We start from the raw sequence: 12,060 nt of genomic DNA, 5'->3' as shown, positions 1-12,060 counted from the left end.
GGGCGCCGGCCGAGTCACCAAGATCATCGCCTGATCCGGACGTTCTGAGAAAGAGGAATTGACCCATGGCACAGAACATCCGCATCCGCCTCAAGGCGTTCGACCACGAGATCATCGACCAGTCGACGAAGAAGATCGTCGAGACGGTCACCCGGACCGACGCCACCGTGCGCGGCCCGATCCCGTTGCCCACCGACAAGCACCGCTACACGGTCATCCGTGGCCCGCACGTCGACAAGGACAGCCGGGAGCACTTCGAGATGCGCGTCCACAAGCGCCTGATCGACATCGTGAACCCGAACAACAAGACCATCGACAGCCTCCAGCGCATCGAGCTGCCGGCGGGCGTCGACATCGAGATCAAGATCCAGAGTTGATCTGACGGGTTCGCCCGTCCGGTTTCGACAACGAAACGAACACTGCACAGTGGACGAGCCCCCGTCGGGCTCGTCCACTTGCGCGTCCGGGGGTCGGATTCGGCCAGGGTCCCCCGACTCGGCCGAATCCGTTACCCCCGGGCGGATGTGAGGTTCTCCAGCGTCAGCCGGCGATCCGCTCGAGCAGACCGAGGCCCATCACGTCGTCGACGTCGTCGTGATCGAGATCGCGCTCTTCGACTCGTGGTGCCTCGGGGACGGTTGCCGGCGGGAGGATCGGCTCCACCTCGGCGATCGTCGTGAAGGTCGGCAGGTCGGGCACCAGGCGGTGAATCTCGGGAAGCTCGATCGGGCCGGCGACGCCGAGCACGACTCTTCCGAGCGGATGAACGCGCGGAACGTTGCGGCGTTGGAGGCGTGTGGTGTCGGACTCTCCGAAGAAGCTGCCCGGACCGAGTACTGCCACCGGGTGCTCGTCGACGGTGATCGCGAGACGACCCGACAACACGAAGAAGGCTTGACGGGGAAGTCGTAGTTGCTGGGTGATCGCGGCCCCGGCCTCGATCGGGATCGCAGTCAGCAGCGAGCGAACCTCGCCAGCATGCTCGTGCCCGACGGCCAATGCCAATGCATGGAACTCGAGCGCGGTGGCGTTTCGATCCTGCGGGGACATCGCCCGCCGGCGACGGCTGAACCACCCGTGCTGTGCGATGTGCGGAATCGTCGTGCTCGTCGCGTTGCCGATGGGTGTCGTCGTCATTGGTGCTCCTGATCCGGGGACGTCCCCATCAAGGGCACGAATGGCCACGTCGGTCTGGCTACCAGTGACCAGAACGGGTGAGACGTCCGTCACGCACGGAGACCCGAGAGGCTCAGGACGACGCGATCGTCCGGAGCGCGGTGAGGTCCTTGATCACGATCGCGAGGCGCGAGGTCTCGATGACGCCACGCTCGCGGAGGATCCGCAGCGCCTTGACCGCACCGGCTCGTGACAAGCCGGCCCACTCCCCGAGTTCCTGCTGCGAGACGGGGAGCGCCAGGGACAGTTCCGCTTCGGGTTGGACCTCGTCGGCGAGCTGCTCGAGGCGTGCGGCCATGCGGGTGATCGCGCTCGCGGTCATCACCTCGTGCAGGTGGTAGGTCGCTTCGCGGAGTCGGACGGCGAGGTCCTCGAGCATCACGTGCGCGAAGTCGGCGTGGTTGACCAACAGCCGGTCGAGCGCCGGGTAGTCGATCCGCAGGACGACGGTCCGATACACGGCTTGCAGCGATGATGATCGCGGAGCGGGCGCGAGATGCGCCAACTCGCCGACCAGGCAGCCGGTCCCGCGGAGCCCGACGACCGACACCCGTCCGCCGGGCGACGTCTTGACGATCTTCAACAACCCGTCGAGCACGTAGAACGCCGCGGTCGCCGATTCGCCGTCGCGCAGGAGGAAGTTGCCGTCGGGGATGATCACCTGTCGGCCGGCGGCCCGGATGGCGGCCCGAGTCTCGACGCTCACACGGTCGAGCAGGGCGCGTTCGGTCATCGACCTGCAAACGTATCGGACCGACGCACAACGACAGCGGCCCGAGCCGCTCCCGTCGGTCGAGCCGAGCGTGACCCCGCTCGTGATTGTTCAGCCAACGGCCACCACGATGTCGCTCGGGGGTCGCCTGGTGGCCACACGGCCGGTGTTGTCTGCACATGTGGATATTCGTGCGGCGCGCCCCGATCACGGCGGAGTACAGCCCGACCTCGAAGGAGTCGCTCGATGACCCTCAGCTCCCCGTCCGTCGCCGCCGCCGGCACCATCGCATCCGACGACGCCAGTGTGAGCGTCCGGCGCCCTCCGTCCTTCGTGCTGGGCAACGTGCGCGCCGTGTTGGCGGAGACGGTCGTCGATGACGCCACCGTCGTCGTGCGTGAGGGCACGATCGTCGAGGTCGGGAGCGCGTCGTGCCGCCGGTCGCACGACATCGACGGCCGGGGATTGACCTGCATTCCCGGGCTCGTCGACACGCACTCCGACGGGTTGGAGAAGGAGATCCGACCGCGGCCACAGGTCGAACTCGACCACGGGGTCGCACTCCGCTCGTTCGAGGGCAGGTTGAGAGCAGCCGGCGTGACGACGGTGTTCCACGGCATCGCCTACGAGAACAGTCACAAGTACGACCGAACGGTCGAGAACGCGGAGCGGATGAACGAGGCCGTCGCCGAGCGTGCGGCCGATCCTGATGCGCTCGTCGACCATCAGGTTCTGCACCGACTCGACGTGCGTGACCCCGACGGGCTCGGAGCGCTCGCGTACCGCCTCCGCGCCGCACACGACGTGCTGTCGGCACGGACGCCGCTGGTCTCGTTCGAGGATCACACCCCCGGCGCCGGGCAGTATCGGGACCGCACGCAGTACGAGCGCTACGTGGCGGGTGCGACGGGAATGTCGGTTGCGCAGAGCCGGCGTCACATCGACGAGATCGCCGAGCATCGAGCCGGCCGCGCGCACCACATCGAGGCCGCGCTCGACTGGTTGGGCGAGCGTGCGCAAGCCGGCCTGATCCGCTTGATGGCGCACGATCCGACGTCGGCCGACGACATCGACGAGGCGGTCTCGCGATCGGCGGTCATCGCCGAGTTCCCCACCTCCCTCGAGGCAGCGCGACGGGCGCGAGAGCGCGGGCTGCGCACGGTCTGCGGCGGCCCGAATGTCGTTCGGGGCCGGAGTCACTCCGGAAATGCCAGCGCACGGACGCTGATCGGCCGTGGTGTGTGTGACGGTCTGGCATCGGACTACCTCCCGTTCTCGCTGCTCGGGGCCGTTGGATCACTCGTGCACGATGGCCTCTGCTCGCTCGCCGACGCGGTCCATCTGGTGACCGCCGGCCCCGCCGACACCGTCGGCCTGCACGATCGAGGTCGTCTCGCACCGGGCATGCGCGCCGACCTGGTGCTGGTCGACTTCGCGAGGAGACTTCCGACGGTGCACGCGGTGATGCGGCCCGAGGATGTGGTTGCGACCCACGGGGTGATCCGGTGAGCACCGTCGGACACCCGGACGCCCCGGGCGCCGACCGACGTGCCGTTGCCCGGGGCGGGATGCGCTGGACGATGCTCCAGTCCGCCGAGGCCGTGGCCGATGCCCTGATCGATGTCTACGAGCAACGGGGCTCCGAGAACTACGACGAGTCGGTGACCCAGACCGCGCACGCGTTGCAGTGCGGTGCTCACGCGATGGCGGCTCCGGCGTCCGTCACCACGATCGTCGCAGCGTTTCTCCACGACATCGGGCACCTCCTCGTCGACATCGACGTCCACACCGCGCGAACGCACGGAGATACCGATCGAGGGGTGGCTCCGCAGGACCTCCGCCACGAGGACCTGGGCGCGCGCTTCCTCGCCACGTGGTTCCCCGAGTCGATCACCGAGCCGATTCGACTCCACGTCTCGGCGAAGCGCTATCTGTGTGCGATCGACCCCGAGTACGTCGACGTGTTGTCGCCCGCCTCGATCCGGAGCATGGAGCTCCAAGGCGGTCCGATGACGTCCGCCGAGGCGGAGCGGTTCGCGGCGCTCCCGGGGTCCGCCCCCGCGGTGGCGCTCCGTCGTTGGGATGACCTCGCCAAGGAGGTCGGGGCGCCGGTGCCGTCACTCGACACGTTCCGGACGCTCGTCGAGTCGGTCATCGTCCGCATTCCCGCCGTCGAGGACAGCGACCCTCGCTGAGGTCGGTCGCTCCGCACCGAGTTCTCGATGTCGTCCGACAACACCACCATCTCGCGCGTCGAACCCGCACCCCGCTCCGACACCTCGTCGGCGGCTCCGCACGATGCCGCGACGCGGATCGATCGGGAGCGGATGTTGTTCCAGGGCGTCGAGCAACCCTTCGTCCACGATCGAGCTGCCGTCGACGTCGCGCTGCACGCCGGCGAGGTGCTCGTCCGGATCGACTTGGCGACGATCTGCGGGTCGGATGCCCACACCTTCCACGGCCGGAGACCGGGGTTGGTCCCGTCCGTCCTCGGACACGAAGCGGTGGGCACGGTCGTTGCGGTCGGTGACGATCGACCGCGGTCCCTGGTCGGGCGTCGCGTCACCTGGACACTGGTCGACACGTGTGGACGTTGTCGACCGTGTACCGAGTGGGGGATTCCGCAGAAGTGCGAGTCGTTGTTCAAGTACGGGCACGCCGGACTGGACGACACCCACGGACTCGACGGCTGCTTCGCCAGCCACATCGTGCTGCGCGCCGGAACGACGGTGGTGGAGGTTCCCGACGCGCTGGCGGATTCCACGGTCGTCCCGGCGAACTGCGCCCTGGCCACGATGGTGGCCGTCGTCGAGAAGGTCCCTGCGGGAGCGGATCGGGTCCTGATCCAGGGGGCAGGGTTGCTTGGGATCTACGGAGCGGCGCTGTTGCGGTCGCGTGGTGTACGAGAGGTGTGGATCAGTGATGCCGTCGCGTCGCGGCTGGATCTCGCAGCGGAGTTCGGCGCGCACGGGGTGCTCGCACGCGAGACCGAACGGTTCGCGGACCATTCGTTCGATGCCGTGATCGAAGTCGCCGGCGTCGCGAAGGTCGTCCACGACGGGATTCGGCTGCTCCGGCCCGGCGGAACCTACGTACTCGCCGGACTCGTTCACCCCGACTCGCTGCTCGACATCAAAGGTGTCGACCTGATCGCCGGCTGCATCACGATGGTGGGCGTCCACAACTACGCCGCCCGCCACCTCCGCGAGGCCGTCGACTTCCTCACCGTCCACGAGTACCCGTGGGAGTTGCTCGTGTCGCCGCCGCTTCCGCTCGCCCGGCTCGACGACGCGTTCGCCGAGACGAACACCCGCGACTGGCTCCGCGTCGCCGTTCGACCGGACTGACGTTTCGTTCTCGTCGCGAGTCGATCGTGATTCCGAGACGAACGCTTCCGGGAACGGCTCGGTCAGGCGTCGAGCACCGTGGGGATGTCGGCCACGCTGGCCAGCAGATGCGTGTGCGGTTCGGCGCCGAGTTCGGCGAACGTCAACTTGCCGGTGGCCACGCCGATCACCATGCGAACCCCGGCGTTCATCCCTGCGCGGAGGTCGACGACGGTGTCGCCGGCCACGAGCACCCGGTCGACCGTCTCGATCCCGGTCTGCTCCATCGCTCGGAAGATCATGTACGGCGCCGGTCGTCCCGCCGCGACCTCGTCGCCGCAGACGACCGCGTCGATCGGTGAGTCGGGTCCGGGCTGCCATCCCAGCGATCGCACGAGTGGCTCGGCGATGTCGCGTGAGAATCCCGTGGTCAGCGCCACGCGGATTCCACGTGTCCGCAATTCGGTGAAGAGTTCGTTCGTGCCCGACACCGGAACCGGCGGGGTCGCGGCGTAGGTCGCACGCAGCTGATCTCGGAACTGCTCGTACATCTCCTCGACGACGGCGTCGGAGGCCACCGCACCGGACGCGAGCCGCGTGAGTTCGCGCATCGCCGTGCGCTTCTCGGCTCCCATCCACTGCTGGACGTCGGCGGCCGTGACCTCGGAGCCGACGTTGATCGGGTGCTCGGCGACGGCGGCGTGCAGCGCTTCGTACACGGCGCCACCTTCGTCGATGGTGGTGCCGGCCATGTCCAGGGCCACGAGTGAGATCATGAGTTCCTCCAGGTCGGATCGAGCACCGCATCTCGGTGCCAGCTTCCGCCGGGGACATCGTCGCCCCGCCGGGTGTTCTCGATGGCGAAGTTGACGGCGTCGGGCAGGTAACGGTCGTCCGCGTACTCGGCGGGCACGCCGTCGGGCGTGGTCGTCCTTCGCCGTTCGCGTAGGAGCGGTGACCCGAGCGGGATACCGAGCAATTCGGCATCGATCGAGTCGGCGGCGACGGCATCGAATCGATGTCGCGCGACCGCGATGTCGATGCCGCATTCGATCAGACGGGCGTAGATCGATCCGGTGTCGGGATCGAAGTCGAAGAGGTGGCGTCCGACCGACTCGACGAACGTCATCCGTTCGACCAGTATCGGTCGCCCATCGAGTGAACGGACCCGTAGTACCTCGACGGCGACATCGTTCTCGGTGAGCCCGAGCGCATCCGCGGCCGCGGACTCAGGTCGGCGGCGGGCCACTTCGATGGTGTGTTGGCCCGGTTCGTGACCGGCCTCGACGGCCCACGCGGAGAACGATTGGAGTGCTTCGAAGGACGCGGGGAGGGCGTTGGTCCGAACGACGGGCGGTGCGCCGCGACCGCCGGCGATGAGACCTTCGCTGCGTAGCGCGCCGACCGCCTGACGGACGGTGCCCCGTGAGACCCCGAACTCGTTGGCGATCTCCGACTCGGAGGGAAGCGGTTCGCCGATCTCCATCTCGCCCTCGGAGATGCGGCGCCGCAGCTCGTCGGCGACCTGTTGATGGCGGGCGGTCACGGACTTGACCCTACAACTTCCCGTTCGCCGGTGAACTGCGACGTCGGACATCCCCCCATGGTGGGCTGATGCGATTGAACTCACGATGAACTCTGCCCGAACGTTGTCTGTATAACTGGGAGATGAATGCAGTGAGCGACCCGGTGACGGGCAGGGTGGGACACGTGAAGTCGGAGGAGCGCGTCGATCTGCTCGTGGTGGGTGCGGGGATCGTCGGCCTCGCCCACGCACACGCCGCCCAGCGGCGCGGGTTGCGTGTTCATGTGATCGAACGTGACGACCGGGCGGTCGGTGCATCGAGCCGGAACTTCGGTCACATCTGTCTCACGGCGCAGACGGGGCGTGCGCATGATTTCGGTGCTGCCGGTCGATCGACCTGGCTCGAACTCGCCCGCGACGCCGGTTTCCGTGCGGAGGAGGCGGGCACGGTGGTCGTCGCCCGCTCGGACGACGAGTTCGCCGTGCTCCACGAATTCGCCGCGACCCGACACGGCGACGTCGAGATCCTGCAGCCCGGTGAGGTCGAGGCACGGATTCCGAGCGGTGGGAGCGTCGTGGGTGGGGCGTGGCTGCCGGCCGATCTGCGGGTCGACCCCCGCGGCGCGGCTGCGGCGATTGCCGCGTGGCTCGAGCGGACTCGGCGGGTCTCGTTCTCGTGGAACACGTCCTTGCTCGACGTCGTCGATGGGGGAGCGCGCACCAGTCGCGGTCCGATCGAGGCGACCGATGTCGTGGTGTGCGTCGGCCACGATGTCGATCGCATCTTCCCCGACGTCGCCGACGCCGCCGGTGTCGAGCGGTGCCGATTGCACATGCTGCAGGTGGAGAACCCGACCGGGCGTCCGGTCCACCCCGCCGTGCTGTCCGGGCTGTCGCTCCTGCGGTATTCCGGGTTCTCGTCCTGCCCGAGCGCGGCGCGGGTGCGCGAGCGGGTGCGTGCCGAACGCCCCGAGCTCCTCGACTGCGCGATGAACCTCATGTTGACCGAACTGCCCGATGGAACGCTGGCGATCGGCGACACCCATCACGACGCGCGCACGCATCTGCCGTACGCCGACGAGCAGTACGACGAGCTCCTTCTCGCCGAGGCCGCATCCCTCCTCGGTACGCGCCGGCTCACGGTTCGCTCGCGATGGCGCGGCGTGTACGCGGCAGCGGACGGAGAGTTCATGATCGCGGCACCGACGAGCACGGCACGGATCGTCACCGTCACCTCCGGGATCGGGATGACCACCGCGTTCGGGTTGGCTGAACAAGTTCTCGACGATCTGGTCTCGTAGTCGAACCTCTGCACACCCGAGTTGTGCCCACGGACACAGCGGACGCTTCACCGGTTCGTCGAGTGTTCACGTCGCCGATGAAGCGGCGCCATTCCTCGTTCACTCGACCGGTATAGACAACTTCTCCGTGAACGTACATCACTCATCCCCCACCCCCCGCCGCGCGCGGACCACCCTCATCGCGCTGACTGCGTCGCTGGCACTCGTCGGTGCTGCATGCGGCAGCGACGACGAGGCCTCGGCCGACGAAGCCGATTCGTCGGAGACCACCCAGGCCGCCGACACCGAAACGGCCGCCACCGAAGCGGCCGACACCGAAGCCGAGACCGAAGCCGAGACCGAAGCCACCGAGGCCGCCGCGACGGAAGCCACGGAGGCGGAGACCGAGACGACGGAAGCCGCCGAGACGGAGGGCACCGATGCGGCCTCCGGTGACGTCGACACGTCGGATTGGCCGGACTCCCTGGTGATGGGTGCCGTTCCGGCCGAGGAATCGACCGCGTTGCAGGAGAGCTACGACAAGCTCATCCAGGTACTCGAAGCAGACCTCGGCATCGAGGTCGAGTTCTTCCAGGCGACCGACTACGCCGGCATCATCGAAGCGCAGGTCGCCGACCGCGTCGACCTCGCCCAGTACGGGCCGTTCGCCTACGTCATCGCCAAGAACGCCGGTGCCGAGATCGAGCCGGTCGGCGCGCTGATCGAGGAGGAGGGCGAGGAGCCCGGCTACCAGAGCTACGGCATTGTCAAGACCGGCAGCGACATCACCTCGCTGGCCGAGTTCGCGGACCGCCAGGTCTGTTTCGTCGATCCCGGTTCGACCTCGGGGTTCCTGTACCCGTCGGCGGGCCTCATCGCGGAAGGCATCGATCCGGAGAGCGGTGTCACGCCGGTGTTCGCCGGTGGGCACGACGCCGCGGTGATCTCGGTCGACAACGGCGACTGCGAGGCCGGCTTCGCGTTCGACGCCATGGTCGACAACATCCTGATCGAATCGGGTGACATCGCCGAAGGCGACATCGAGACCGTCTGGAAGTCCGAGGTGATCGCCGGATCGCCCATCGCACTGCGCACGGGTCTTCCCCAGTCGTTGGTCGACGAGATCAACCGAATCGTCATCGAGGAGGCCAACACGACCCGCCTCGTCGAGCGCGGAATCTGCGAGGACGTCGAGACCTGCGGACTGACCGACGAGAACGCCTGGGGCTGGGTCCCCGTGGACGACTCCTTCTACGACGGCGTGCGTGCCGTGTGTGACCAGACCGGCGCCGCCCAGTGCGAAGGCTGACCGTCCTTCGCTGAACCGCATCGAACCGAGGGGGCCGGCCGAGACGGCGGCCCCCTTCGGTCGTTCTCCGATCTCATCCGCACGCCCCTCACCACCACGCCTGGAGACACCCCGTGACCGCCAACAGCGCCTCCCCACACGTCGACCCCGACGCCGATCCGATCGTTCGATTGAAGGATCTGTCGAAGAAGTTCCCCAACGGGCCACTCGCGCTCGACCGTGTCAGCCTCGACGTGCCGCGGGGCCAACTCCTGTGTCTCATCGGACTCTCGGGAAGCGGCAAGTCGACGCTGCTGCGCCACCTCAACGGACTCCACCATCCGACCGGAGGTGACGTCGAGGTGATGGGTCTCGACGTGGTCCACGCCCGTCGGGCGCATCTGCGCGAGCTGCGGCGCGAGGTCGGTTTCGTCTTCCAGCAGTTCGGTCTCGTCGGTCGTCTGACCTGCCTGGAGAACGTGCTGTCGGGAGCACTCGGTCGATTGCGCGGGCCGCGCTTCGGCACACTGACGTACTCGAAAGCGCACCGCCTCGAGGCGCTCGACCACTTGGATCGGGTCGGATTGGGAGACCGCGCGTTCCAGCGCTCCGACACGTTGTCGGGCGGCCAGATGCAGCGCGTCGCCATCGCCCGCACACTGATGCAACGGCCGAAACTGCTGCTCGCCGATGAACCGGTTGCCTCGCTCGACCCGGAGTCGTCGGCGCAGGTCATGGACGTGCTGTTCCGGATCGTGGCCGAGGACCAGCTGACGGTCATCTGCACACTGCACCAGGTCGAGTTGGCACTCGGGTGGGCACACCGCATCGTCGGCCTGCGCGACGGACGGATGGTGCTCGATCGCTCGGTGGCGAACCTCGACCAGGAGGAGGTCATGGACGTCTACCGGCGCGTCGAGCCCGGCACGCGACCGGAAGGAAGCGTCGAAGCGGCCGGTGCGGAACTGCGCGCCGCCGAGGTCAGCCGATGACCGACGTCGACGTGCTGGACCGGGCGACGCCCGCGCCGCCGACTCCGACACCCCGCCTGCGTCCTCCCCTCACCCGTCAGCGAGTACTGCTGCGGTTGGTCGTCGTGGGTTTCCTCGCCGCGACCGTGTGGGGCTGGTGGTACATCGACATGTCGTTCACCGCCATCTTCAGCGGACTCGGTGACATGTGGAACCTGCTCGGGCGGATGTTCCCCCCGGACTTCGAGGATCTCGACCGCGCGATCGAACTCACCTTCGAGACGTTGTGGATGGCCGTCATCGGAACCGCGATGGCGATCGTGCTCTCGGTTCCGCTGGCGTTCGGCGCGGCGCGCAACACGACTCCGCATCCGGCGGTGATGGCGGTCTGTCGCGGAGTGATCGTGGCGACCCGAGCGATCCCCGACCTGATCTTCGCCGCGATCTTCGTGCGCGCCGTCGGGATCGGTGTACTCCCCGGAATCCTCGCGCTCGGTCTCCACTCGATCGGGATGGTCGGCAAGCTCTTCGCCGACGCGATCGAACAGATCGACGAGCGACCCCGTGACGCGGTCGTCTCGGTGGGCGCGACGAAGTGGCAGGCCATCGTCACGTCGGTGTTGCCACAGGTGATGCCGAGCATGATCGCCACCACGCTGTACCGCCTCGACATCAACCTCCGTTCGTCGACCGTGCTGGGGATCGTCGGTGCCGGTGGCGTGGGATTCCTGCTCCAGCAGAAGCTGCGGTCGCTGCAGTACGACCAGGCGCTCGCGATCGTGGTCGTCATCTTCGTGTTCATCACGCTGATGGAGTTCCTGTCCGCTGCGGTCCGTTCGACCCTCCTCGGTGCCGACCGGGCGCAGGCGGGCCGCCGTGCACCACGCGCGAGCGTCGGTGCCGCGCTGTTCCACCGATTCCGCAAAGCGCGTCCCGAGTCCGACGGTATGGACCCGTTCGACCGTGCCACCGTGCGGCCCCCGTTCGTCGGCGAGCGACGCGTGAAGGCGGTCTACGGAGCGCTGTTCGCCGCGCTCCTCGGCTACGCGCTCTGGGCCGTCCGTCTCGATCCGGTCGAGTTGTTCCAATCGATCGGCAAGATCTGGGAGGTCACACTGCGGTTGTTCCCGCCCGACTTCAGCACAGCGGGTGACGGGATCTGGACCGGGATGCTCGAGTCGATCGCGGTGGCCTTCGTCGCCACGTTCCTCGGCACGATCGTGTCGGTCCCGCTCGGGTTGTTGGCCGCACGCAACGTCGCGGTCAACCGCACCGTGTACGCCATCTCGCGAGTGTTCATCGTGTTCCTCCGCGGGATTCCCGAGCTGATCGTGGCGGTGTTGTTCGTGTCCGCGATCGGACTGGGTCCGGTTGCCGGTTCGTTCGCGCTCGTGGTCGGAACGGCGGGATTCTTCGCGAAGCTGATCGCAGACGCCGTCGAGGAGGTCGACCCGATCCCGCGGGAAGCGGTGTTCGCCACCGGGGCGACCCGGCTCCAGGAAACGGGCGTCTCCGTGCTCCCGCAGGCGATGCCGTCGCTCGTCGGGAACCTGCTCTACGTGCTCGACATCAACCTGCGTGTCTCGACCGTGCTCGGCATCGTCGGCGGTGGCGGGATCGGCTTCCTGCTGTTCAACTCGCTGCGCGTCCTCCAGTGGCAGACGACCGGCGCGATCCTGATCGTGATCTTCGTCGTCGTCTACGCCATCGAGCTCCTCGCCGGCTGGGTCCGCAAACAGATCCTCTGACCCAACCCGTTCTCGTGAACAGTTCTGGCGCTCC

12 protein-coding genes are annotated in these 12,060 nt (G+C 67.7%); 8 read left to right on the top strand and 4 right to left on the bottom strand.

Features of this window, described 5'->3' with window-relative positions:
- The first annotated feature begins 65 nt into the window (after positions 1–65).
- Entirely contained in the window at positions 66–377 is a 312-nt protein-coding gene (gene rpsJ / locus ON45_RS19765; protein WP_040496350.1) for a 30S ribosomal protein S10, read from the top strand.
- Between the two features lie 163 nt (positions 378–540).
- Here the strand turns inward: rpsJ and ON45_RS19760 are convergent, their stop codons facing one another.
- Positions 541–1,137, bottom strand: a complete 597-nt coding sequence (locus ON45_RS19760; protein ID WP_040496348.1) for a cyclic nucleotide-binding domain-containing protein — start codon at positions 1,135–1,137, stop codon at positions 541–543.
- 112 nt (positions 1,138–1,249) lie between these two features.
- Positions 1,250–1,909 carry a Crp/Fnr family transcriptional regulator gene (locus ON45_RS19755; protein ID WP_040496346.1) on the bottom strand — a complete coding sequence of 220 codons (660 nt, stop codon included), beginning with the start codon at positions 1,907–1,909 and terminating at the stop codon, positions 1,250–1,252.
- A gap of 225 nt (positions 1,910–2,134) precedes the next feature.
- Here ON45_RS19755 and ON45_RS19750 point away from each other — a divergent pair, with 225 nt between their 5' ends.
- From ON45_RS19750 to ON45_RS19740, 3 genes are read left to right on the top strand one after another with little or no spacing between them, the layout of a single operon-like run.
- On the top strand, positions 2,135–3,397 hold the full coding sequence (locus tag ON45_RS19750; RefSeq protein WP_083915190.1) for an alpha-D-ribose 1-methylphosphonate 5-triphosphate diphosphatase: 1,263 nt from the start codon (positions 2,135–2,137) through the stop codon (positions 3,395–3,397).
- Positions 3,394–4,083: an HD domain-containing protein gene (locus ON45_RS19745; RefSeq protein ID WP_206537744.1), complete on the top strand. Its 690-nt coding sequence runs from the start codon at positions 3,394–3,396 to the stop codon at positions 4,081–4,083. The genes ON45_RS19750 and ON45_RS19745 overlap by 4 nt, the downstream gene beginning before the upstream one ends.
- 27 nt (positions 4,084–4,110) lie before the next feature.
- The gene (locus tag ON45_RS19740; protein WP_051063466.1) at positions 4,111–5,235 is read left to right on the top strand and encodes a zinc-binding dehydrogenase; all 1,125 of its coding nucleotides are present in this window, start codon (positions 4,111–4,113) and stop codon (positions 5,233–5,235) included.
- Positions 5,236–5,297: 62 nt separating this feature from the next.
- On the opposite strand, the gene ON45_RS19735 is transcribed toward ON45_RS19740, so the two are convergent.
- Positions 5,298–5,990: a phosphonatase-like hydrolase gene (locus ON45_RS19735; protein ID WP_040496344.1), complete on the bottom strand. Its 693-nt coding sequence runs from the start codon at positions 5,988–5,990 to the stop codon at positions 5,298–5,300.
- Entirely contained in the window at positions 5,987–6,760 is a 774-nt protein-coding gene (locus tag ON45_RS19730; protein ID WP_206537743.1) for a GntR family transcriptional regulator, read from the bottom strand. Before ON45_RS19730 ends, ON45_RS19735 begins: the two co-directional genes overlap by 4 nt.
- Before the next feature lie 164 nt (positions 6,761–6,924).
- Between ON45_RS19730 and ON45_RS19725 the strand changes: the two genes are divergently transcribed.
- From ON45_RS19725 to phnE, 4 genes are all read left to right on the top strand, one after another.
- Complete coding sequence (locus tag ON45_RS19725; RefSeq protein ID WP_040496358.1) at positions 6,925–8,040, top strand: TIGR03364 family FAD-dependent oxidoreductase; 1,116 nt, start codon at positions 6,925–6,927, stop codon at positions 8,038–8,040.
- Between the two features lie 127 nt (positions 8,041–8,167).
- Complete coding sequence (locus tag ON45_RS19720) at positions 8,168–9,328, top strand: phosphate/phosphite/phosphonate ABC transporter substrate-binding protein (RefSeq protein WP_051063465.1); 1,161 nt, start codon at positions 8,168–8,170, stop codon at positions 9,326–9,328.
- Between the two features lie 113 nt (positions 9,329–9,441).
- Positions 9,442–10,299 carry a phosphonate ABC transporter ATP-binding protein gene (gene phnC / locus ON45_RS19715; RefSeq protein WP_051063464.1) on the top strand — a complete coding sequence of 286 codons (858 nt, stop codon included), beginning with the start codon at positions 9,442–9,444 and terminating at the stop codon, positions 10,297–10,299.
- Positions 10,296–12,026, top strand: coding sequence for a phosphonate ABC transporter, permease protein PhnE (gene phnE, locus ON45_RS19710; protein ID WP_051063462.1), 1,731 nt, complete (start codon positions 10,296–10,298; stop codon positions 12,024–12,026). The genes phnC and phnE overlap by 4 nt, the downstream gene beginning before the upstream one ends.
- Positions 12,027–12,060 lie beyond the last annotated feature (34 nt).

It is taken from the genome of Ilumatobacter nonamiensis YM16-303 (genome assembly GCF_000350145.1).
GTDB classification, from domain to species: domain Bacteria; phylum Actinomycetota; class Acidimicrobiia; order Acidimicrobiales; family Ilumatobacteraceae; genus Ilumatobacter_A; species Ilumatobacter_A nonamiensis.
The sequence above is the reverse complement of the archived record's forward strand: the minus strand, read 5'-3'. Positions and strand labels throughout refer to the sequence as shown.

What these genes read in the sequence shown, in the direction of transcription:
- rpsJ (WP_040496350.1), top strand. Translation starts at nt 66, where the DNA reads ATGGCACAGAACATCCGCATCCGCCTCAAGGCGTTCGACCACGAGATC.
- ON45_RS19760 (WP_040496348.1), bottom strand. Translation starts at nt 1,137, where the DNA reads ATGACGACGACACCCATCGGCAACGCGACGAGCACGACGATTCCGCAC.
- ON45_RS19755 (WP_040496346.1), bottom strand. Translation starts at nt 1,909, where the DNA reads ATGACCGAACGCGCCCTGCTCGACCGTGTGAGCGTCGAGACTCGGGCC.
- ON45_RS19750 (WP_083915190.1), top strand. Translation starts at nt 2,135, where the DNA reads ATGACCCTCAGCTCCCCGTCCGTCGCCGCCGCCGGCACCATCGCATCC.
- ON45_RS19740 (WP_051063466.1), top strand. Translation starts at nt 4,111, where the DNA reads ATGTCGTCCGACAACACCACCATCTCGCGCGTCGAACCCGCACCCCGC.
- ON45_RS19735 (WP_040496344.1), bottom strand. Translation starts at nt 5,990, where the DNA reads ATGATCTCACTCGTGGCCCTGGACATGGCCGGCACCACCATCGACGAA.
- phnE (WP_051063462.1), top strand. Translation starts at nt 10,296, where the DNA reads ATGACCGACGTCGACGTGCTGGACCGGGCGACGCCCGCGCCGCCGACT.